This window comes from Arenibacter flavimaris (assembly GCF_030291335.1).
Lineage (GTDB): Bacteria > Bacteroidota > Bacteroidia > Flavobacteriales > Flavobacteriaceae > Arenibacter.
In genome coordinates, this window is record NZ_JASWIM010000001.1 from 103443 (window position 1) to 127778 (window position 24336).

Consider the following 24336-nt stretch of genomic DNA (forward strand, 5'->3'; position numbering starts at 1 on the left):
GAACCTAGATCCCGCAGAAAAAGGCGGGATTAGTTCAACTTGCAATTTTTAGTCCGTCTTTCTGACTTCTCAAAATTGAGTTTCACTAATAAAATCCGTTTTTAAATAAACGGTATCTTTGCCTTAAAATAATGTCATTATGTTCAGTGATTTTGCTTACAAAATATTTGAAGAAAGTATTGAAAAATACCATCAAATAGACGACGTGTCCCAAGAGTTTAACAACCCCTATCCAAAGGACGATATATCGCATCTTTTATATCGAAAAAATTGGATAGATACCGTGCAATGGCATTATGAAGACATTATACGGGATCCCAATATTGAACCGGTGGCAGCATTAAAATTAAAAAGACAGATTGACGCCAGCAATCAGGATAGAACAGATTTGGTGGAATTTATTGACAGTTATTTTCTTAATAAATACCAATCGGTTGAAAAAGACAAAAATGCCAGTATTAATACGGAAAGCCCTGCCTGGGCCATAGACCGACTTTCAATTTTGGCATTGAAGATATACCATATGCAAGAAGAAGTGCATAGAAAGGATGCCACCCGGGAGCATATACAAAAATGTAGCGCCAAACTTAACATTCTATTGGAACAGAAGAGGGATTTAAGTTCCGCCATAGACCAACTATTATTGGACATCGAATCTGGCAAAAAATATATGAAAGTCTACAAGCAGATGAAAATGTACAATGATAACGAACTAAACCCTGTTCTCCGTAAAACCCCCTAACGCCACAAATGGCCATTCCCTATTTTCGGAATCAACCAATAAATAAATGGAAAGAGTGTCCAAAACTCCAACTACCTCCGCCAAAACTCCTGAAAGTAGCATTGGAAATTATACCACTTTAACCGGGGAAGGCCTACATATTCTGGTCATTCGGTTGTCCGCCATGGGCGATGTAGCCATGACCGCTCCTGTTATATCGGCCCTAACGGAACAATATCCCAAAATTAAAATTACCGTACTTACAAGAGGGTTTTTTAGTCCCATTTTTTCCAATATCAGAAATGTAACCGTTTATGAAGCGGATGTAAAGGGCAAACACAAGGGCCTATTTGGGCTCTGGAAGCTTTATAAAGAGCTTAACCACCTTAACATAAACATGGTTGCCGATCTGCACAATGTGTTGCGAAGCAATATCCTAAAACAGTATTTTAGGCTGGGATCCGTTCCGTTTAACCAAATAGATAAGGGCAGGACGGCAAAGAAAGCCTTGACCTCCCTGACCCATAAAATCTTTGAACCCTTAACCACTACCCACCAACGCTATGCCGATGTTTTTGGTAATCTTGGATTGCCTATAGATTTGAAAATGGCAAGTTTGCTTCCTAAAAGGCCCATAGCCAATTCCACAAAAGAACTGGTAAATGGCAAAGAACAAAAGTGGATTGGTATTGCTCCCTTTGCAGCCTTTGCTGGTAAAATGTATCCTTTGGATTTGATGGAAAAGGTAGTTCATACCCTAAATAAGACCGGTGGCTATAAAATTTTGTTGTTTGGAGGGGGAGAACAGGAAAAAAACCTATTGGAAAAATGGGCAATCAACTACAAAAATAGTATCAATCTGGTAGGTAAATTAACCTTCAAAGAGGAATTGGCCTTAATCTCACAGATAAATCTGATGTTGGCCATGGATAGTGGCAATGCCCATTTAGCGGCATTATTTGGAATTCCTACCTTGACTTTGTGGGGAGTTACACATCCTTATGCGGGATTCTATCCCTTTAAACAAGATCCCCAAAATGCCTTGTTGGCAGATAGGAATCAATATCCTCTAATTCCAACTTCAGTTTATGGAAATAAATACCCCCCAGGCTATGAAAATGTGATGCGCACCATTGCTCCTGAGGAAGTTCTTTCTAAAATTGAGGAAATTTTAAATAGTTAATTATAACGCCAAATGGCCGCGCGATTTTGCGCAACGGGCTCTAATCGCTTCCCAAAACAACATACTAGGCCGGCTCCTTATACTCAATTAATTTAAAGTATTGACGAAGCTGTTGGATATATTTATATCGCAACATCTTACTATTGCCTTCAACCATTAAGGTACGTATCCCGATATAAGATGAAATTAAATATGTTGCCACCGCTTCACTATCAATATGCCTGTTTACAAATCCGTCTGTTTTTCCCTTTTGTAAGGCGGTTACCAAATTAACTTCCCAAACCTTCATAATGTCCTGAAGGTAATTCATTATGTCAGGATTCTTCCCGTTAAATTCTGTAATGAAATTACTCAAAACGAATCCATAATCAAGGAAGTTGTGTTCTGCCGTTTCCAGGGCTTCGTCAAAACAGGCAACAATCTTGTTCAAGGGATCTTCTTGGCCTTCAATCGGTTCAATTAAACTACTGTAGACCTTTCTGAAAAGTAGATTCTGAACAATACTTATAAAAAACTCCTCCTTAGATTGAAAATGGTAGTAAAAAGCTCCTTTGGAAAGGGAGAGCTCCTTTAGAATATCATCTATACTTGTATTAAAATAGCCCTTTTGGTAAAAAACCTCCAAGCCGGTGGTTTGTATGCGTTGCATGGTAGCCATGCGCTTTAATTGTTTCTCCATAAGATTGGGTTTTCCGTAAACAGACTTTTTGGTCTGTTACCCTAACTCCAATTATGGCCATTTATTTAAAAAATAGTGCTAAAAATAAGTTTAAATCGATAAAATGCTCCAAAAAACTATAGTGAGACCCATTTTTTTGCTTGTACAAACCAATTGGTCCTTTCTTTTCCAAATTCGAAAGCAGTCTCTTAAGCGTTATAATTAACATAAGCTTAGGCAACAGACCCCTGACAGCTACTCCCCGCTCCGGCCGTACAACCGTAGCAATGTTGTGAAATTAAAATGTTCCTGTCATTTAGGATATCCTCATGGTAATCCTTAATGTGTTTAATTTTACTGGCAACCTTCAGCCCCAACATCTGATTGAAGTCGCAATCATACAACCAACCATCCCAACTCACCGAAATGGTATTGGTACACATTACATTGGCAACAGCTTTAGGGTTATACGCCTCCACAAGAGAATACATATAGTCCTCATAGTTCCCAGATGCTATTAAATAATCCAAAAAACGGGCAATGGGCAGATTGGTAATGGCAAACAGATTATGAAAATCAATATCAAAATCTACCTTCAACGCCTTTTTAAAATCGCGTTCCATTGCCACTTGATCTCCTGGCAAAAAGGCCCCGGATGGATTATAGACCAGATCTAACCTTAAGGAACTTTCCGGCATTCCATAACCAACCGCATTTAACTCTTGAAGCGCCCGTATAGACAGGTCAAAAACTCCTTCTCCCCGCTGTTTATCCGTTTTTCCACGTGTGTAATGTGGCATAGAGGATATGACGTGTATATTGTGTTTCTTAAAAAAATGGGGAAGGTCATAATATTTCTTGTTGGCCCTGATAATAGTTAGATTGGAGCGCACAATAAAATCCTTTATTCCCGCTTTGGCCGCCTCTTCCACAAACCACCTAAAATTGGGATTCATCTCTGGGGCACCTCCCGTTAGATCCAAGGTATGGGCACCTGTGTTGCGGATCACCTCCAAACACTGCTCCATGGTTTCCTTGGTCATTATTTCCTTTCTATCAGGACCTGCGTCTACATGGCAATGTTCACAAACCTGATTGCACATATAGCCCACATTGATCTGCAGAATTTCCAATTTTTTTGGACGTAATGGAAAATGCCCTATTTGGGCAATTTTATCCATAAAATAGGGCAATTCCCCCTTGTGGAAAATACCACCTTCAAGGATTTCCAATTGTTTATTTTCTGTGACAAGCGCACTATGCCTTGCCTTTAAAGATTTTGTTGCCATTCTTACAGTGTATTCAATTGTTAGTACGTCATAGCCATAAAAGATTACAAAACTTGGGGCCTTTCCGCTAAAAATCCCAAAAATCCCCAGCAAGACTTAGCTAGAATAGTAAGGGAGATGCCCCTAGTCTTACATAGAAAGCTTGTTATACTTATTCATCATTTGAACCCCGTGTACCAAGGTTGCTCCACTTTCAATAGCGGCGCCTGCGTGTACCGCTTCCATCATTTCTTCCTTGGTTATTCCCTTTTGTAGACCATCTTTGGTATAGGCATCAATACAATAGGGGCACTTGACTACATGGGCCACCGCCAAGGCTATCAAGGATTTTTCCCTAGCACTAAGGGCTCCTTCCTCAAATACTTTTCCATAGTAATCAAAAAACTTGTTTCCCAATTCTTCGCTCCATTCCGTAATTTTTCCAAACTTCCGTAAATCTGCTGGGTCATAATAAGAATCTGCCATAATATAAATTTTGAATAGTTAATATGGGAACCCAAAGTTGTGTTGGCTTCCCTTTTAGTAGTTTGTTTTATTCCCACAAAGTTCCCGTAAGTCCGTGATTAGGACAATAAGCACTTACACCGGGGCGTTGTCCGGAACCCAATGCTTTCCAGATTATGGGATATGAGTGTTTTGTAAATCGATTTCCTTTTACCGGTAGATGATAGGAAAAGGTGAGCCTTTATTGAAATAAATGCGGTAAAATTTAAGACTAAACTGAAGATGCTCCAGAAAAAGAACTTTTATGTTCGGTGTTACCAAGTAGATGATTATTTGAAAGATCTTTTCGGCACTATCCTTCAATCCTTTTAGAATCCTCTTTAAATCTGCATGGGTATCCAAATCCAACAAAATACGAAACTGAATAACATGAACCTTAGAGGCTTCAATTACTGTTGTTATTTTTTTGGCAAGTGCATTTGTTTTCCATGGTAATTCCCTAAATGTCTTGGCATCAAACTGGGACTTATGGATCCCCATTAAATAAAAGCCTCCATCCCTTGAGGGTCCCAAAACAGATTTCTTTGCACCAAGCAATTTGGAAGCCCTTACAATATCGGAGGACTTCAATTGAGGTGTATCATTGCCAATGGTTATCACCTTATCAAAGTCCAACTCAAATATGGAACTAATGGCATTTACAAACCTTTCACCAAAAGAACTTCCAATTTGCTCTTTTTCCGACATTAAAAAATAGGGCAGACCCGTTTTCCGTGCCGTATTCAAGGTGTGTTCCGTAAGTACATCAAACAAAATGTTTCCTTTGGGAATAGCCTTATATTTCATTTCCTCCTTGGAGGAATTGGCAAATATTAAAATTGCGGTCCTATCTATTTTATAATGTTCGAGCATTAATCCTAAAATTACTTCATCCTTCAACAAAAACCTACATCCAAGTTTAGTCGCCAACCTTCGCATTTCATTACGGGAAGGGCATAATTCAATGTGCCATTATTTCAAAATTAAACTAATAAGTTGGTTATCCATGTGGAATTAAAGACTTTCCACTTTAAGTTTACAGCTGAAGCAACCCAAAATATCCATTAGGGCCCTCTTCCCTGAAACCCACTACATGATTCGTGAAGGAATTGGAATTATGGCGATTGGATACCGGTATAAAGCGTTTACTTTGACCATTGAGCTAATAAACTTATAAAAATCAGAAGTTCAATTTATGGCTCTATATGGTCCACCTAGAAATGACAGAACAATGGAATTTGAAGAGAAGTATTGGTAAATTAGTAAGGGAATATTAGAATAAATCAAAGATTCGCCTTAGTATGGAACCCTATGAAAAAGTTGTCATAAGCTCATGGCTGTCTTAAAAAATGAATATTCATTCACCAAGTTGGCCAGGTTATAGATTTAAATATTGAAATTATAAGTACTTAAAAGAATACGTGAGGATAACGGACACAAAATTAAAAAACCTTCGAGGTATATCTCGAAGGTTTTTTAAATACTTTAATGTAAAATGCCGAAATTATAAATTCCTATTGCTTATAATTATCGTTCAAAATTTTAACGATAGCGTCGGTTATGTTATGCGCTTCTTTACCGTATAGTACACTTCCCCCGTCCCCACCGGTCAGGATGAAAGAGTACCCGTTTGATTCGCCATAAGCCTTGATTTCCTTTTTTACCCTGGTTACCAAGCTATCCATTTCAGTTTGGCCCTGCAGCTGTAATTGTTGTTCTTCCTGTTGCAACTGTTGTCCGATAAACTGGCTTCGTTGTTGTAACTGACCATACTCCTCTTGTGCTTTAGCTTGTGCCATTTTTTGCGCCTTGGCCTGAAAGGCCTGAGCCTCCATTTGAAAAGCCTGGGATATACTATCCCTCTTCTTGCCAAAAGTTTCAGTCCTTGTTTTAAATTTAGCTTCAATATCAATTTTCTCTTGATAGGTATCCATCAACTTCACATTATCAACGAAAGCTATTTTTTCTTGTTGGCAAGATATTGTTCCGATAAATACCAACGCCAAAATAAATTTTTTCATTTTCTCTATAATTTAAATTTGGGCAAAAATAGAAAAGCTTTTTTACAATAAGTGAAAAATTGTTATTATTCATAGCAGCAAACCCCTAAATCAATTCACCCGCCAAATATCAATTTATCAATTGAAACTACCGTATACCTAAACAATAATTTAAACTGATACTAAAATAAAAAACAATAGATGTAACTTATTGTGTAGGACCTCTTAAATTGACTGGAATAGGCATATCCCAAAAACAGAAGGTACTTGCTCCATTAGCATGTAAAAACACCCTTAAAAGTCCTTAAAACGTGTTTTACTGCCTTTCCATCACATAGATCAGGGAGGAATACTCCTTGGATCTCAAAGCGAGTAGATTAGAAATTAATCCAATGGCAAAAGCCCTTAAAAAATTCTGTTTACCCTTCTTATATTTTTCGGAAAGAAGAGCCACATAGAAGGCATCAAAAATCATGGGCTTGGTCCTTACCAATTTCATTCCATATTTTCCAAAGATATCTCCAATACTCTTTTGGGAAAAATGCCAAAGGTGTCTTGGTACATCAAAAGCCGCCCAATATTCTTTATAGTATTTGGCGTCATATGATTTAAAGTTGGGTACCGCCACCACAAAGGTTCCGGTTTCAGTTAGGAGTCCGACCAATTTGGCTATCTGCAAATCAAGATCGGGTAAATGTTCTAAAACATGCCAAAGGGTAATCACCTCAAATTTTTGATCGATTGGTATAGCGGACAAATCATCCAAAAGCAATACACCCTTCTCCCCTGCTTTAAGCCTTGCTATTTCATTAGGTTCAATCCCAGTAATTCTCCAACCCTCTTGTTTTGCCGTGACCAGAAAATCTCCAGTACCCGCACCAACATCTAAAAGTGTTTTGTACTTATCTGCATAAGAGCTAATTAGCGATAGCTTACTTCTTAAATTGAAAGATTTTACCGTATGATACATTTTATCCACCACAGACTTCTTCGCATCAGTATGGGAAATATAATCAGCACTTTCATAATACTTCCCAAGATTTTCCGGTTGAGGTTCAGTAACCAACATATCCAGCACAGGATCATGTAATAATTTAAACGACTCTCCAGAGACGGTATAATCCTTAGTTTCCAAATAAAGCTTCATAATTCTGTTAGGCCGATAATAATTATTTTAATAAGCAACGAAGATACTTCAAAACCGTAGTCTATAAAAGTGAATCGGCAGGAAGATTTTAGCTATTATAACTGCACTACCCTAACCAAAAAAAATGTTCATTAACTTCCATTTAAAACAAACTTTATAACTAAAATTTTAGGCCCTAATTGTTCTAAAGGTGAAAACAAATTCAAAATAGACTTGGTCCGACTAGTTTCCAAAAGGTAAATAAGAAATCAAATTTATATTCTCTCTTTCTTACTTAAAGTAACATTAACATGAGCACAACATAAAATTTAAACCTCTAAAAATAATAGAACGAATAAATTAATTACACGTATAAAACTGCAACCCCTAAATGTCATTTTTACGAGCTAATCCCAAGTCAGAAAATACAAATAATAGCATGATCGCACTTAGATATTTCAGAGATAATATTCATCAGTAGTTTTAGCATTTAATTAATTTTCTTAACCCAACAGAATATACAATAGAAACACAAAAAAAAGGTGCTTGCCAATTTATCTTGACAAACACCTATCTATAATACCAAATCTTTGGTTCCCTAAATAGTAATTAAAACGCATAAAATCAACTAAATGTTCCACGTGGAACATTTAGTTCTCAATCCAAATTTATCGCCCCATATAGACCAGTAAAACACTAATATCACTTGGAGAAACCCCGCTTATTCTTGAGGCTTGGGAAATAGTTACAGGCTGAATTGCCTTTAACTTTTCCCTGGCCTCATAGGAAAGGGATTTTAGTTTACTATAATCAAAACCCTTAGGGATTTTTATATTTTCGAGTCGCTGTAACTTATCCGCGTTGTTCTTTTCCTTGGCTATATAACCTGAATATTTTACCTGAATCTCTGCCTGTTCCAGAATCTCCCTATCCAAATCATTATCTTTAATAAACTTAGAAACACCATCCAACTGCATCATGTGGTGCATGGTTACCTTGGGTCTAGAAAATACCTTAAACATCTTATCCGGTTGCTTAACAGTGGACGAATCCAGCTTCTCCAAAATAGGGTTTATCTCTTCAGGCTTAAAACTAGTCTCTCTAAAAAATTCAACAAAAGAATTGGATTTCCGTTCCTTTTCCTCCATCTTTTCCAACCTATCCCTTTTAGCCAATCCCATTTCAAAACTTCTGGGAGTAAGCCTTAAATCAGCATTATCTTGTCGCAAAAGTGTCCTATATTCAGCTCTTGATGTAAACATCCTATAAGGCTCTTCCGTGCCCTTCGTAATAAGATCATCCACCAATACCCCAATGTAAGCTTCATCCCTATTAAGGATAAAAGCCTCCTTCCCATTAATTTTCAAATGAGCATTTATCCCAGCCATTAGCCCTTGGGATGCCGCCTCCTCATAGCCAGTTGTTCCATTAATCTGACCGGCAAAATACAAGTTATCTATAAGTTTGGTTTCTAATGTATGCTTCAACTGTGTAGGGGGGAAATAGTCATACTCGATGGCATAACCCGGTCTAAAGAACTTTACATTCTCAAACCCTTTTACAGATTTTAAAGCTTTATACTGAACATCCTCGGGTAAGGAAGTTGAAAAACCATTTACATAAACCTCTACCGTATTCCAGCCCTCAGGCTCCACAAAAAGTTGATGACTATCCTTATCTGCAAACCTATTGATCTTATCCTCAATAGAAGGACAATATCTAGGCCCAAGACTCTTAATCCTACCATTGAACATAGGAGAACGATCAAAACCTTCCCGTAACAAATCGTGAACCAAAAGACTGGTATGGGTCATATAACAATCCCTCTGATGGGTCAAAGCCTTGGTGTCGGAATATGAAAATTTCTCAGGAACCTCATCACCAGGTTGTGGAATCATAACCAAATAATCCAAAGATCTCCCGTCCACCCTAGGGGGTGTTCCAGTCTTCATCCTGCCACTTTCAAATCCTAATTCCACCAATTGTTCGGTAATACCAGTAGCTGCCTTTTCTCCAGCCCTACCCCCACCAAATTGCTTGTCTCCTATATGAATTAAACCATTTAAGAAAGTACCATTCGTTAGCACAACAGACTTGGACCTTATGTCGATTCCCAAAGATGTTTTAACACCAACAGCACGGCCATTTTCAACTAAAAGACCAGAAACCATTTCCTGATAAAAATCAACATTTGGAGTATTCTCCAAAGCCATACGCCATTCCTCGGCAAACCGCATTCTGTCATTTTGAGTCCTAGGACTCCACATGGCTGGGCCTTTACTTTTATTAAGCATTTTAAACTGTATGGCGCTCTTGTCGCTAACAATACCACTATATCCACCAAGAGCATCTATCTCCCGAACAATTTGTCCCTTAGCAATTCCGCCCATGGCAGGATTACAGGACATCTGTCCAATAGTCTGCAAGTTCATAGTAACCAACAAGGTTTTAGAACCCAAATTGGCGGCAGCAGCAGCAGCTTCCGCTCCAGCATGACCTGCACCAACTACTATAACATCGTATTCCTTTTCAAACATAATTTTCAATGTTCCACGTGGAACAATTTAATTTTTTCATCTTCCTTTAACCTCATTTGCACGGATTCCTCTTCACTTTTATCCCCATACCCAACAAGATGCAGAACCCCGTGAGCCATCACTCGTTTTAACTCGTTTTCAAAATCAACACCATACTCCGAAGCATTATCCCTTACCCTTTCAACAGATATAAAAATATCCCCGGCAATTACATCAATATCTCCATAAGGAAAGGTGATAATATCAGTATAGGTATCATGATTAAGATAGTCCTGATTTACTTTTAGAAGATAATCATCATCACAAAAAATAAAATCCAATTGCCCACAACGCTTGTCCTCAGAAAGTATTATCCTACTAATCCAATCGGTAAAGTTGGTTTCTGCACCAATGCTAAAATCAGTTTCATAGTGAAAATCAATCATCAATTCTAAAATATTCCTTAACCCTTATTTGAAAATTTTGCTGCAAAGGTAGTGCTTGTCTATTTAAAATCTCCACATCATTACGATAATTATCTAATATTGAGGGCCTAGTAAGAATAGGGTTCTCAAAGGAATCATTACTACTGTTGCTTTCCCTTTCTTTTGTCTTCCCCTGTTTTATAGCGGCATTGTCCAATTTCAACATTTCCCTATTAATGTTGTTCATCTTATTAATAGTTTGCTGGGTAACTCCATTTCTCAATAAATCATTTTGAAAATCCTCCATTTGCTTCACCAACTTTTCACCCAACTTACGATCATCGTTACTGATAAGCCTCTTTAATTGATCCTCAAGTTGTTCTCGCAATAGTTGTTGCTCTTTGTAAATCTCATATAATTCATTTAGTTCCTCTTCACTAGGCCCCGACTGATTGCCAGCAGAACCACCCTCGCTTAGACCTCCGCCACCCTGGCCGGTTTTAGAGCCTTGCCCTTCCTTAGAACCCTTACCCTTGCCATTAGCGCCTTCTTTACCATTATCTCCTCCCTCTCCATCACCATCTTTACCATCATTACCATTCTTCCCAGAATTACCTTCCTCTCCTTTGCCTTTCTTTCCCTCACCAGAACTACCGCCTTCAGAGCCCTTTTTTCCCATCTCTCCCAATTTCTCACCTAACTTTTCCTGTCCCAAAATAATGTCGGGCAATTGAAAACCTTCTCCATCTCCTTCACCCATACTTGGACTCATACTCTCTTGCATATTTTCCAAAACATTGGCCAAAAAATCGCTAAGGCTATTAGAGGCATTTAAAACATACTTTTGATAAGAAGCACCTTGATACATTTCACTCTCAGCCATACTTTCCAAGGCCTTATCCAAATTATAATACACTTCGGTAATTTGTTCATTAACAAATTCAGAAAGTTCAGCCTGCCTCAAGGATAAAGAAAACAAACTATCGTCTACATGCCCAAACAATTCCCTTAATTCTTGTTGCTTTTTTATACCAGCAGTATTTACAGAACCGGACAACTCAGTTTGTACCATACTATTATACAATCCTTCCTGTTTAAAAGAAAAGGTGATCAAATTATCCAACAACTGCCTCAACATTTCGGCGTCCTCTGCAGTAGATGAACCCCCTCCACCACCAGAACCGGCTGACATCAAATTTTCAGAAAGTTCCTTCATTTTTTTGGCAGCCGACCTTTGTTTGGCTTTAACCTTATCAGTAGAAGACTTATCCCCATTAGGCTGTTTGGCAAGCTCCTCCATTGCATCCTTTTGATCCTTCTTCACCGCTTCCACCTTGCCCATATCCAACTTTAAATCCATAGGCTTCCTTAAATGAGCAATATCCTTCACCAATTCCTCCACCTCTTTACTAATTTCTTCAAATTTAGAACTTAAACTATCCTGTACAATTTGCTCCACTTCGGAACCCAACTCCTTATCTACCAAAGACTTCTGTTCCTTGGACAAAACGTCCAAATCTTCCCCCAATTGCTGTGCCTTCTGTTGGACATAATATCTTTTGGTGAGCTCCAACAACTGTTCCAAATTTCGATCAGCATTCCTCTGCTTCTTTCCAAGATCTTCCAGCCGTTGTGCCAATTCATCCTTGTTCAATTTTTCCGCTAACTTGTTTAACTCCTCCAACAAACTTTCATTCTTCCTCGCCTCCAATTCCTGCCTTTCCAACCTTTCCTCAAGAAGCCGTTTCAATTTACTATTATCTTCTGTCTTCTTAAGATTATCCTTCAATTGGCCACTAAATCTTTTCATTAAATCTTCCTGTACCTCCTGCTGCTTCAGAAAATCCTTAATACGCTTCTGATCTGAAAAACTTAGGGTACTATTTTCCCTTTCCTGCCTTTTAATCTCCCGTAAAGTTTTCTGTTGTTCCTTGGACATTTCCAAGGATCTATCCAGATTATTAAGAATAGACTTTTGAAAGGCCAACTCCTTCTCCCTCAATTGATTATCATTTAACAAAGAAGAGGAGAACACCTGACTTTTAGTGATTTTACCCTTGTGGATAGCATCATTATCCTCCACTTCAAAATAGTAATCATAAATCTCACCTTCAACCAACTCCAAACCGGAAGGAAAGGTGTAATAAAATTTATTATAGTTGGTATTAGGATTGGACAGGACCATTACATTTTTATCAACCTGTTCTCTAGTATAGTAAATCAATCTAACAGTACTCAATTGGTAATCATCGGTTGCCTCCCCTACGTAATAAGACAGATTAGGATTTAAGGAATCAAGAACCTGATCCACCCGTAATCTAGGATAAGCATCCCTTACCACAGTAAAACTATAACCCAGACGCTCATAGTTGTCAATGTTGGCATTGGAAATGGACAATTCATAATCCAAATCGGAATAAACACGTTTATCAAAACTAAAAGTATCCCCTGATCTTTCAAAATTCAGAATACTATCCCCCAAATGAAAAAGTACTTCATCGGTTGTCTTAGTCTTCATCTTCCAAGATACACGCGTACCCTCAGGAAAAACAGCATTGCCAGTACTTCTTATTACCTCATCCCCTTTATTGGTATAGTCCGGATAATCAAGAATCATATTAAAATCCACAATACTAGGCGCAGCAAGTACATTTAAAAGGTACTCCTTGGACCTAAAACCATTCGCAACAAAATAAAACGGTACACTTTCCAAAGGTTGCGTAAATTCATACTGATAAAATCCCTGTTTTAGCTGTAAAAGAAATTCATTATCCCCCACCACAATAGACATACTTTCTGGTCTAATACCTCCCTCTGTAGCCACAGAAACAATCTTGGAACTTCCTTCCAAAACATCCAAATTTTTAGAAAGTAACTTAAAACTAAAAGGTGCCAGCGGTTCATAGGCAAGATCATAGTTAACTACTCTTTTATAGGAACTGAAATACGAAACTACATCTCCAGAAACCCAGATTATACCAAAAACAAAAAGAGGAAGCAATAAATATTTGGCGTATCCTATATTATCTTTAAGATCAATAGCCTTAACGAAAGGAAATACACTCAAATCCGTTGATCGTTGTTGTATACTCGCCAATAACAATTCCGATTCCGTTTTACTTTCTGCCAAATCCAACAGGTTTAAAAGTTTATCGTCCACTTCAGGAAAATGCTTGCCTATTAAAAGGGATGCTTCCTTATTAGTTAAGCCGCGCTTCCATTTTAACAAAAAGGCCAAAGGCCTAAAGATAAATTTCAAAACCAGGAACAATACAACACTTACAAATAAGATCAAAAGAACGAGCCTACCCGAAGAATTTAACCACAAAAAATACTCAACACCCAATACTACCAAAAAGAAAAGCAATCCAAAAGCCAAAAAAAGAAGCACACCTTTAAGCAACATCTTAGAGTAGAACTTTGCAATAAAGGCATTAAGCTTTTCAAGTATTTTATTATAATTATCCAAAACAGACCATTTTATAACCAAGGTACAAAAAAGACAACTAGTCCCAAAGGAGACAAAACCCAATCCCAAAATAGAACGCTTTATGTATCTTTGCGCCAAAATAATACTTCATGACCAAGAAAGTACGTGTTCGCTTTGCCCCAAGTCCAACAGGACCTCTACACATAGGTGGTGTAAGAACCGCTTTATTTAACTATTTGTTCGCCAAAAAACATAAGGGCGACTTTATCCTAAGAATTGAGGATACCGATCAAAATAGATATGTTGAAGGGGCAGAACAATATATTATAGACGCCTTGAATTGGTGTAATATACCTTACGACGAAGGCCCTGGTAAAGATGCTGGATACGGGCCCTACAGACAAAGCGATAGAAAAGAGCTATACAAAAAATATGCCGATATTCTTATTGAAAAAGGCCATGCCTATTACGCCTTCGATACCAGTGAAAAATTGGATTTTCACAGAAAGGACCATGAAGAAAAAGGTAAAACATTTATATACAATTATCACAACAGACTAAAGCTTTCCAACTCTTTGGCCCTGAGCCCAAAGGAAACAAATGCAAAAATACAAGCCGGGGAAGATTATGTTATACGCTTTAAAACACCTCAAGATGCCGAATTACATTTAACCGATATAATAAGGGGCAACATCAAAATAGATACCAATACCCTGGATGATAAAGTATTGTTTAAAAGCGATGGCATGCCCACTTACCATTTGGCCAATATAGTTGATGACCATTTAATGGACATTACCCATGTTATCCGCGGTGAAGAATGGTTGCCTTCTTTAGCACTCCATCAGCAATTGTACGATGCCTTTGGTTGGGAAGCACCAAAATTTGCCCATTTACCCTTAATCATGAAACCTGTGGGCAAAGGAAAACTTAGCAAGAGGGATGGGGAGAAAATGGGGTTTCCTGTATTTCCACTTACTTGGAACGACTACATAGGGTATAAGGAGGCAGGATATTTTCCGGAGGCAGTCATAAACTTCTTGGCCTTATTAGGCTGGAATCCCGGTACGGAACAAGAGATATTTTCCCTAGAGGAACTAGTTTCTACCTTCAGTTTGGAAAGGGTTAACAAATCGGGAGCACGTTTCGACCCGGAAAAAACCAAATGGTACAATCAACACTATCTTCAAATCCAAGACGATACGGACCTTGCCAATCAGTTTATGCTGAACTTGGATAAAAGGGGCATAGAGATCCCAAATGACAAAAATAATGCCGAATATGTAAAAAAAGTAGTGGCCCTAATTAAAGAGCGAGCCACTTTCGTAAATGATTTTTGGGAATTGGGCAATTATTTCTTTTTAGCTCCCAGCGTATATGATGAAAAAGTAGTGAAAAAACAATGGAAAGAAAACACTCCTAGCATTATGACACAATTGCTATCCCTGCTGGAAGGTCTGGAAGACTTTGGATCTGAACAACTCGAAACCGAAGTTAAACAATGGATTTCCCAAAATGGACTATCATTTGGAAAAGTAATGCCCCCTTTAAGATTGGTCATTGTTGGGGAGATGAAGGGCCCACATATTTTCGATATTATAGCTTTAATAGGGAAAACAGATAGTATCAATAGAATAAAAACGGCCACCTCCATACTTTAAAATACTAAGTCTAATAGATGCCCCGTGATTAACAGTAATTGAAAATTGGAACACAATTTTAAGTGAATAACCTAAGCCTTGTAACATATTTGCCAAAATTGCAACTTATCTACAAAGACTTTTGTAAATTCATTAGCTAATCTTAAATACTAAATCATGGGTTCATTTTTACTTATACCGTTATTACTTTTCGGTCTTATTATCCTTTTTTCTTCTTTCTTTACGGTCAAGCAACAAACCGCGGTAATTATTGAGCGCTTTGGAAAATTTAATAGCGTACGTACTTCCGGTTTGGGAATGAAAATTCCGCTGGTAGACCGCATCGTAGCCAGAGTTGGGCTAAAAATCCAGCAATTGGATGTCATTGTTGAGACCAAGACTTTGGACGATGTATTTGTAAAATTGAAAATATCCGTACAATATGTTGTTTTAAAGAACAAAGTGTATGAAGCCTTTTATCAACTGGAATATCCGCATGACCAGATAACCTCGTACGTGTTCGATGTTGTCCGTGCCGAAGTTCCTAAAATGAAGTTGGATGATGTCTTCGTAAAAAAAGACGATATTGCCATAGCAGTGAAAACAGAACTACAAGATGCCATGTTGGATTACGGCTATGACATCATTAAGACCCTGGTAACCGATATAGATCCAGATGCACAGGTTAAAGAAGCCATGAACCGCATCAATGCCTCAGAAAGGGAAAAGATTGCAGCACAGTTTGAAGGAGATGCAGCCCGTATCCTGATAGTTGAAAAGGCAAAGGCCGAAGCTGAAAGCAAACGACTACAGGGACAAGGTATAGCCGATCAACGCAGGGAAATTGCTCGTGGTTTGGAGGAATCGGTAGAGGTGTTGAACAAAGTGGGTATAAATTCCCAAGAAGCCTCTGCCCTTATTGTGGTTACCCAACATTATGATACACTACAATCTATTGGGGAAGCTACCAACACCAATTTAATACTATTACCCAACTCACCTCAGGCTGGAAGTGACATGCTAAATAATATGGTGGCCTCTTTTACTGCCAGTAACATGATAGGAGAATCAATGAAAACGCAAAACAAAAAGATAGATCCCAAATAGTACAATTAACACTAGATAAAAAAACCTTTTATGATCTGCTCTACACAAATCATAAAAGGTTTTTCAATTAAGCCAAATAAAGGGAATTAGTTAAATCTTTTCAATAACTTTTTAGCAACAAAGGAGATTAATAATTTCTGGGCTATTCCACCAACCCCACCCAACAATTTTGTAGGATAAAAATTCGCCTTTGTTCTATTGACGTGCAGTCGTAACTGCTCCTTATCAATTTCCCTCTGTAATTTTAAAATAGTCAACCTTTGATCTATTTCCTCAAAAGAAGTAAAAACCTGTTTTGCCATAACCTTTCAATCATAATAGTATTTTGAAAATTTCCTTAACATTGGTTTGTCCATTATATCCCTATATACATAAAATATAATACCAATTAAAATATAAAACAGCCCCACCAACAAAAACCCCATAAAGGTGTTTCCCAACCACAGGCCAATACCATATGCCGCTGCACAAGACAACATAAATAAAGCAAGTAAGGCTATGCTTCCAAGCATCAACATCTTGGCAAAAGAAGTCATAGTCCGCATACCTATCTTAAATCCCTGAAGCTTATAATACTCCCCGGTATTTTCCAAATAGGATCGGATATCACTATCCACTTCAGAAATGTTTTCCCTAAATTGCTCTAAGGCCATATAATTCCCTTTTATTTTTGTAGTTGTGCATTCTTATTCTTCAGATCTACCAACTTCTTTTCCAAGGCAGTTATAATATCATCGGCTTTATAGCTCATGTTGGAAATCGTCTCTTCCAACCTTTGCTCAAAATCGACCTTCTTTTCTTCTGCAGTCTTGGTAAGCTCTTCCTTCGCCTGGGATATTCTACTCGTAATATCATCTGTCGTCTCCATAGCTTTTTTCTTGATCTTTTTTCTAGTTTTAGTCCCTTTATCGGGTGCATATAATATTCCAATTCCCGCTCCTATGGCAGCACCGGTTAATAATGCCAATAAAGTATTTCCGCTATCGTTTGTCATAATTCTTTCTTTTATTGTTACTAATTATAATTTAAGCAGCCCTATGTAAATTTTCCTAAGGCTAAAAATCAAATTTAAAGGAAAGGAAGATTTTAGATTAACGCTATCCATCAAACTTTTGATCCTAACTCCCCAATTGGGTAATATTAAAGTAATAAACCAATTAAAGGCCCTATAACAATCCAAAATACCAATTGTTATGGAATAACCTTAGACCAAAAAAAAACCACAGCATTCGCAAGCTGTGGCCTTCAATTTTTATAGAAAATACCAATTGTTACATCAGTAGCTATAAACTTAATTTATACTAATTTTTATCCTGAATTTTGGCCCAAGTATCCCTTAGGCCTACCGTTCTATTAAAAACCAATTTTTCCGGTCTGCTATCCGGATCTATATTAAAATACCCCATGCGCTGAAATTGGAAACGCTCACCAACCTTGGCATCGGCCAAACTAGGTTCAACATAAGCCGAAATAATCTGCAAGGAATCAGGATTAATAAAATCCAAGAAATCCTTATCCTTATGCGCATCCGGTGTTTCGTCGGTAAAGAGACGGTCATACAATCTCACTTCCGCCCTAAGGGCATGCTTGGCAGAAACCCAATGCAAGGTCCCCTTAACTTTTCTTAAACTTTCTTCGGTACCACTTCCACTTTTACTTTTAGGATCATAGGTACATTGCACCTCAATAATATTCCCATCGGTATCTTTAGTGCAGGATTCGGCCTTTATAATATACCCATTCTTCAAACGTACCTCGCCTCCAAGTTTTAGCCGAAAGAATTTTCTATTTGCCTCCTCCTTAAAATCTTCCTGTTCAATGTAGATTTCCCTAGAAATCGGAAGCTTTCTATAGCCTGCCAACTCGTCTTCGGGGTTATTTTCCGCATCCAGCCACTCCTCCTCTCCATCGGGATAATTGGTCAGTACCACCTTCAACGGATTTAAAACACCCATTACCCTAGGTGCAATTTTATTCAAATGTTCGCGGACATGAAATTCCAACAAGGAAACATCCACCACATTATCCCTTTTGGCTATCCCAATAGTATCTGCAAAATTTCTGATGGATTCCGGGGTATAGCCCCTTCTTCGCAATCCAGAAATTGTAGGCATTCTGGGATCGTCCCAACCTTTTACAAAGCCTTGTTCCACCAATTGAAGCAACTTGCGCTTACTCACTACGGTATGACTAAAATTTCTCCTAGCAAATTCCCTTTGTTTGGGCCTCACCATGTCTTTATCCACCACCTGGTCCAAAAACCAATCATATAGCTCCCGGTGCATAGCAAATTCCAGTGTGCACAGGGAATGGGAAACCTGTTCAATATAGTCGCTCTCCCCATGCGTCCAATCGTACATGGGATAAATACACCAATCGGTATTTGTTCTATGGTGTGCCCTGTACAAAATGCGGTACATTATAGGATCGCGCATTAACATATTCGTAGAGGACATATCCACTTTTGCCCTTAGAACATGTTCCCCCTCTTTAAACTTACCTTCCTTCATACCCTCAAATAACCGCAGATTCTCCTCAACGGAACGATCGCGAAAAGGACTAGGCTTTCCCGCCTCTGTGGGGGTTCCCTTTTGCACGGCAATATCTTCAGCACTTTGGCTGTCTACGTAGGCCTTACCCATCTTTATCAACTCTACGGCCCAATCATACAGTTGTTGGAAATAATCAGAAGCAAAACATTCGGTATCCCATTCATAACCAAGCCAGGCAACATCCTTCTTAATGGCATCGACATATTCCTGCTCCTCCTTGGCCGGATTGGTATCATCAAATCGCAAATTAACAGGAGCCCCATACCTGAGTCCTAACCCAAAATTCAGGCAAATTGAGCTCGCATGTCCAATATGTAGATACCCGTTGGGCTCAGGTGGAAATCTAAACCTAAGTTTCTCTTTAGGAAAACCCTTCCCTAAATCCTCCTCAACGATATGCTCAATAAAATTTAGCGATTTCAGTGCTTCACTCATATTCTCCATTTTGATGCGCAAATGTAGGGAAAATGCAGGTAAAGCCTACGATAAAATACGCATACCATACAATAAAGTGGGTTTCACAACAGATTTAAATACCCTTACAACTTTAAATTTCCAGTATTGTAATTATATAACATATTTGTAATTGAATACTTTGTAATTCAAGGTGTTCCCAATTTTCAAAAAAAGTTATCTGATATTTATCAACAATAAATGCTGGTAGTAACCCCTAACTACAACATCTCATGAACCCGAACAAAAAAAATAACCTACTGCTTTTCGTTCTAACTTTGATGCTGTTGGGTGCAAGCTCAATTTCGGCCCAGACCCTGAACAAACCTACTCCTGCCGACAACCCAAATCTAGCGGGTAATTCGGTTTGGACCGCTGCCTGTGCATCTGCAACTTTTAACGAATACTACATAAATTTCACATGGTTACCTACTGTAAACAGCGATAATGAATTTGTATTGGAATTATCCGATGCCGCCGGATCCTTTGGCAGTCCAAAGGAACTGGCAAGGGTAGCTGATAAGAATTCGGACTTCGATTTTGACTTTTCATTTGCATTGCCCACAGATACAAGGGGAGATGGCTATAGATTTAGGGTAAGAAGTACCAGTCCGGCCAAAACCAGTCCTGTTTCGGATGCCTTTGAGATGTATTATATAGACTTCAATACCACAATAGCCATTAGGGAATTGGGCGACTCTGGAACACCGCCGGTGCAAAAAGTACAACTCTGTAATGGGGGAACCACTACCTTGGAAGTTTACAATGTACCCAATGCAGAAACCTATCGATATAATTGGTATAAGAATACATCACCATTCACCAGTGGTGGTAATGGTCCAACCATTGAAGTTTCCGAAAGCGGTTATTATGTGGTTGAACTGGATTACGGATCCACCTGTTCAGGATCGGCCAATACACAGTCGCTATCCATAGAGGTTCAAATCGGAACAAGTGTAGGTTTAGCCTTGAACCCTCCGGCCGAAACAGCCTTATGTTCAGGCCAAAGTTATCCGCCACTTGAGGCCAATATGAATTATCCGGACCTTTCCTATACTTGGTACAAAGGGTCCACGATAGTTCAACCCAGTACCTTAGGCGCCTATACGTATACCATTGATACCAATAACGCTAATTTTCCAGGCGAATATTCCGTAAAGATACAAGGTGATGGTATTTGTACAGAAACCTCCAATACCGTAAATATTACCAATGCCGGACTCTTTACCGTCTCTAGGGATAATCCTGCCAACATGGTTATTTTACCAGGAGAAACTGCCAATTTAATAGCCTCTTCCGATGCCGCATCCGTTACCTACCAGTGGTATAAGGATAATACTATCATTGCGGGAGCCACAAATAGTTCCTATTTGGCCAATGCAGTAGGTAGCTATCATGCACAAATAACACTAAGCGGTGGTGCATGTACCTCTGCCGTAAAGAACACAGAAACAACTACAGTGGTAAATCCCGATTCCTTTGAATTAATTACAAATTATACCACAGAATATACCGATTGCGTCAATACAAGCGTAGCCCTTGAAATAAGTAAAATCAACGCTGTACTATCGGACGGTTCCAAAACCGATGTAACTGCAGATTTAAAAAGCAGTTTTGCCTACCAATGGAAAAAGGATGGTGTAGATATCCCAGCTGCCAATGCAAGCAACATAAGTCTAACGAATACCACGGAAAACGGAGAATACAAAGTTGAAGCAACCTTGGATAGCTTTACATCAACCTCCAATACATTAGCAGTGCGTTTGTTGACCAACGAAAACCTAACCATATCCTCCACAGCTACCGTAATATGCAATTCAAACGAGACGATTGATATTTCAACCACCACCACCTTGACCGGCGAAAGCTTTGATTGGTTTAAAGATGGGGTTAATTTAAATACCCTGAGCGAATCTCTATCGGTTACAGCTCCAGGCTCCTATCAATTGGTGGTACAGAAAAACGGTTGTGACCACCGGTCCAACGAGATCGTTATCTCTCCTTTGGACGATTCATTGATAGCGCTTAGCATAACCAATAACGAAGTGGTCTTTCCGGAAGGAGGCAGTAAAATAATTTCTGCCAGTGGGGCAACAAGCTATAAATGGTACGACCAAAACAACGTATTGTTGAGTGATACGGACACCGTGTCAATTACCCAGGAAGGCAGTTATATGGTAACTGCTACCGTTGATAATTGCGAGATTTCCAAAACATTCTCAGCCTCCTATCAAGACACTTTTGGTATCCCAAATGTAATTACCGCCAATGGCGATGGCTATAACGACCAATGGATAATTCCAAATACATATACTAAAGACCCCAATATATCAGTTATTATTTATAATGACAAAGGAGAGGAAGTACTAAACCAAAACCAATACAAGAATAATTGGCCAGAAGCCTCCATGAAATTCCCAAAGCAAAATATGGTATTTTATTATACCATTAAAAATGCCAAGGAAACTTTAAAGAAGGGTACTATTACAGTAATACGTTAATGCACCATGCTTAAGAAAAACTTTTTATATATCATCTTTTTATTACTCTGCCTTTCCAAGGTTACCGGACAGGAAGAAAGTCCGTTTGTTTCTTACGATGTTCCCTCACAGAACCTCCTAAAATTCAATAGGTTTCTAATAAACCCCACTTTTTCTACAGTAAGGGAAGACAAATCCTATATAAATCTATTACACAGAAACCAATCGGTATCTTTCGATGATAACAACCAAGACTATTTTTTAAGTTACAGTGGGCGTGTCAACGACCGCAGTGGTTTGGGACTGAGCCTATACACCCAAAGGGAAGGATTAATTTCCAACTACGGCGTTATGGCCAACTACGCTTACGGTATTAAATTAAGTGAAAAAAGTAATTTTACCTTTGGCGCAAATTTAGCCTATTACAACAGTGGCTTTGATAGGAACCGAGCCAATGCATTGGATCCAAATGACCCAGCATTAAATGGGTTACAGGATTCCAATCTTCTGTCCTTTCAACCCGGATTCAATATTTCCTTTGGGAAGTTCGATTTTGGAATATTCGCTGAAAACCTATTCGACTATAACTTAAAGACCAGTGAAACAATTACCGAATTCGGGGATAAAACCTTTTCAGGACATCTACAATATACCCATCAATTCGAAAACGGTGCCGGCATTTTGGAAGCCGGGCGTTTAATGCCTTTGGCCAGAGTACGTAAAATAGGAAATGAAGAAGTAGTTTTCGGAGGTAGCCTAATTCTCGACTTGCCAAAATTAGGATGGCTACAAGGTGGTTATGATAGTTTTTATGGTGCTTCGGCAGGGATTGGTTTTAATATAAACCGTAGACTTTCTTTAGGATATACTATGGAAAAAGGCCTGTCCAATAATTTTGATAATTTTGGACTAACGCATGAAATATCATTTGCCTACTCCATAACCCCAACCCTTACCGAAGACCGCGTAATGCTCGAAGAGGGTTATGAGGAACTGGCAGAAAATGAAGAAGAACAGGAGGATACCCTTACTGCACAGGAATTGGAGATAGAAAAACTGAAGAAAGCACTCGCAGAAAATGATGCTATATTGGCCGAATTAATGTTCCGTCAAGATTCAACGGAAAACAATCGCCAAAAAGATTTGGAAAGGAGATTCGAAATGGTGATGAAAATGGTCCGTGAAGAAACCCAAGGCAAGCGTCCGGACATTGAGGAAAAAGCCAAAAAAATGTATCTCGTTAACAATGAAAATGGTGCACTGGCCAACAATTCCAAAGCCAATCCAAAAGAAAATAAACCAAACGTTATAAATTCTGCTACTACCCCAAAAGATGCCATAGCCACTAGGAAGGTTGAAACCAAAATTACCCCAAAAGCAACCAAGGGTAAAACTGAACAGGATGAGTTTACAAGGGTAGCCCAACAGAACAACATTAAAAGTAAAAAATTCAGGAATTTGGATGGGGTAGCGGATGGTTATTACGTTGTTGCCAATGTGTATAAAGGCGAGACGTACCTGAATAAGTTCGTAACGGAACTTGCCAATAATGGAATTAGGGCAGACTATTTTGAAAACCCCAACAATGGTCTTAAATATGTTTATCTAGAAAGGTATGATAACTGGCAAGAGGCCCTGGCCGCCCATAAATCCAACATCAATGGTACCTATTCCAAGGATATGTGGATTATGAATGTGGACAACACCCGCTATTCTGACGCGGATAAGGCCTATGTGGATAACGTAAACAAAATCAAGGAAAAATCAACACAATATGCCCTTGATAAGCTTCAGAAAAATGTTGTGGTTAAAGACAATGTTACTTCCAACGACCCCACCGCCAAGGTGTACAAAATAAATGGTCTGGGAACAGGTTATTACATCATTGCCAATGTGTTTGCCAATGCCAACAATGCCAACAGATTTGTAAAAATGCTGAATGCCCAAGGATTAAGTGCCAGCTATTTTATCAACCCCGAAAATAATTATAGGTATGTTTATCTCAAGAGACACGAATCCTGGAACAATGCCCTGGTTTCCTATTACTCTAGGATAAATGATACTTACACCGATAAAATGTGGATCATGAGGGTAACGCCAAATCAAATGACCTAGCTGGACATACTCCTAAAAGATAAAGCCATCAAATCAGCAAATAATGGTCATATACCTTCAATTGCAACCTATAACTCAACAAGCTATTAAGATTACTAGCCTACAAGTCTAGGGAAAATATCCACTATTGCATTACTGCGATGACCCTTCCGCAAATA

19 protein-coding genes are annotated in these 24336 nt (G+C 38.6%); 6 read left to right on the forward strand and 13 right to left on the reverse strand.

Features of this window, described 5'->3' with window-relative positions; genetic code table 11:
* The first annotated feature begins 139 nt into the window (after positions 1–139).
* A complete protein-coding gene (locus QSE00_RS00460) occupies positions 140–742 on the forward strand; it encodes a DUF4254 domain-containing protein (protein ID WP_110356250.1) in 603 nt (200 codons plus the stop codon).
* Positions 743–788: 46 nt separating this feature from the next.
* A complete protein-coding gene (locus QSE00_RS00465) occupies positions 789–1904 on the forward strand; it encodes a glycosyltransferase family 9 protein (RefSeq protein ID WP_353477428.1) in 1116 nt (371 codons plus the stop codon).
* A 64-nt stretch (positions 1905–1968) separates the two neighbouring features.
* Here the strand turns inward: QSE00_RS00465 and QSE00_RS00470 are convergent, their stop codons facing one another.
* The 9 genes from QSE00_RS00470 to QSE00_RS00510 all read right to left on the reverse strand — a co-directional run bounded on the left by QSE00_RS00470 (position 1969) and on the right by QSE00_RS00510 (position 13870).
* Positions 1969–2583, reverse strand: coding sequence for a TetR/AcrR family transcriptional regulator (locus QSE00_RS00470; RefSeq protein ID WP_110356251.1), 615 nt, complete (start codon positions 2581–2583; stop codon positions 1969–1971).
* Between the two features lie 212 nt (positions 2584–2795).
* Positions 2796–3851 carry an arsenosugar biosynthesis radical SAM (seleno)protein ArsS gene (gene arsS, locus QSE00_RS00475; protein WP_286104478.1) on the reverse strand — a complete coding sequence of 352 codons (1056 nt, stop codon included), beginning with the start codon at positions 3849–3851 and terminating at the stop codon, positions 2796–2798.
* 129 nt (positions 3852–3980) lie between these two features.
* The gene (locus QSE00_RS00480) at positions 3981–4316 is read right to left on the reverse strand and encodes an arsenosugar biosynthesis-associated peroxidase-like protein (protein ID WP_110356252.1); all 336 of its coding nucleotides are present in this window, start codon (positions 4314–4316) and stop codon (positions 3981–3983) included.
* A 189-nt stretch (positions 4317–4505) separates the two neighbouring features.
* On the reverse strand, positions 4506–5264 hold the full coding sequence (locus QSE00_RS00485) for a TIGR04282 family arsenosugar biosynthesis glycosyltransferase (protein WP_286104479.1): 759 nt from the start codon (positions 5262–5264) through the stop codon (positions 4506–4508).
* A gap of 584 nt (positions 5265–5848) precedes the next feature.
* Positions 5849–6355, reverse strand: a complete 507-nt coding sequence (locus QSE00_RS00490) for an OmpH/Skp family outer membrane protein (RefSeq protein ID WP_110356254.1) — start codon at positions 6353–6355, stop codon at positions 5849–5851.
* A gap of 295 nt (positions 6356–6650) precedes the next feature.
* A complete protein-coding gene (locus QSE00_RS00495; RefSeq protein WP_286104480.1) occupies positions 6651–7481 on the reverse strand; it encodes a class I SAM-dependent methyltransferase in 831 nt (276 codons plus the stop codon).
* A gap of 647 nt (positions 7482–8128) precedes the next feature.
* Positions 8129–9997 (reverse strand): tRNA uridine-5-carboxymethylaminomethyl(34) synthesis enzyme MnmG, encoded by a 1869-nt coding sequence (gene mnmG, locus QSE00_RS00500; protein ID WP_286104481.1) that lies wholly within the window; start codon positions 9995–9997, stop codon positions 8129–8131.
* Positions 9998–10002: 5 nt separating this feature from the next.
* Positions 10003–10422: an rRNA maturation RNase YbeY gene (gene ybeY, locus QSE00_RS00505; protein ID WP_286104482.1), complete on the reverse strand. Its 420-nt coding sequence runs from the start codon at positions 10420–10422 to the stop codon at positions 10003–10005.
* On the reverse strand, positions 10415–13870 hold the full coding sequence (locus QSE00_RS00510) for a coiled-coil domain-containing protein (protein ID WP_286104483.1): 3456 nt from the start codon (positions 13868–13870) through the stop codon (positions 10415–10417). Before QSE00_RS00510 ends, ybeY begins: the two co-directional genes overlap by 8 nt.
* Before the next feature lie 110 nt (positions 13871–13980).
* Between QSE00_RS00510 and gltX the strand changes: the two genes are divergently transcribed.
* Both gltX and QSE00_RS00520 read left to right on the forward strand, forming a co-directional pair.
* Positions 13981–15492, forward strand: coding sequence for a glutamate--tRNA ligase (gene gltX, locus QSE00_RS00515; RefSeq protein ID WP_286104484.1), 1512 nt, complete (start codon positions 13981–13983; stop codon positions 15490–15492).
* Positions 15493–15648: 156 nt separating this feature from the next.
* Entirely contained in the window at positions 15649–16578 is a 930-nt protein-coding gene (locus QSE00_RS00520) for an SPFH domain-containing protein (RefSeq protein WP_110356259.1), read from the forward strand.
* A gap of 86 nt (positions 16579–16664) precedes the next feature.
* Here the strand turns inward: QSE00_RS00520 and QSE00_RS00525 are convergent, their stop codons facing one another.
* The 4 genes from QSE00_RS00525 to QSE00_RS00540 form a co-directional block, all read right to left on the reverse strand.
* Positions 16665–16880 (reverse strand): DUF6327 family protein, encoded by a 216-nt coding sequence (locus QSE00_RS00525; protein ID WP_110356260.1) that lies wholly within the window; start codon positions 16878–16880, stop codon positions 16665–16667.
* Positions 16881–16886: 6 nt separating this feature from the next.
* Positions 16887–17231 carry a phage holin family protein gene (locus QSE00_RS00530; protein WP_286104485.1) on the reverse strand — a complete coding sequence of 115 codons (345 nt, stop codon included), beginning with the start codon at positions 17229–17231 and terminating at the stop codon, positions 16887–16889.
* A gap of 11 nt (positions 17232–17242) precedes the next feature.
* Positions 17243–17572, reverse strand: a complete 330-nt coding sequence (locus tag QSE00_RS00535) for a YtxH domain-containing protein (protein WP_110356262.1) — start codon at positions 17570–17572, stop codon at positions 17243–17245.
* A gap of 307 nt (positions 17573–17879) precedes the next feature.
* On the reverse strand, positions 17880–19565 hold the full coding sequence (locus QSE00_RS00540; RefSeq protein ID WP_110356263.1) for a glutamine--tRNA ligase/YqeY domain fusion protein: 1686 nt from the start codon (positions 19563–19565) through the stop codon (positions 17880–17882).
* Between the two features lie 251 nt (positions 19566–19816).
* Here QSE00_RS00540 and QSE00_RS00545 point away from each other — a divergent pair, with 251 nt between their 5' ends.
* Together QSE00_RS00545 and QSE00_RS00550 are read left to right on the forward strand one after the other, a co-directional pair.
* Entirely contained in the window at positions 19817–22084 is a 2268-nt protein-coding gene (locus tag QSE00_RS00545) for a T9SS type B sorting domain-containing protein (protein ID WP_286104486.1), read from the forward strand.
* 6 nt (positions 22085–22090) lie between these two features.
* Positions 22091–24178 carry a PorP/SprF family type IX secretion system membrane protein gene (locus QSE00_RS00550; protein ID WP_286104487.1) on the forward strand — a complete coding sequence of 696 codons (2088 nt, stop codon included), beginning with the start codon at positions 22091–22093 and terminating at the stop codon, positions 24176–24178.
* The last annotated feature ends 158 nt before the right edge of the window (positions 24179–24336 follow it).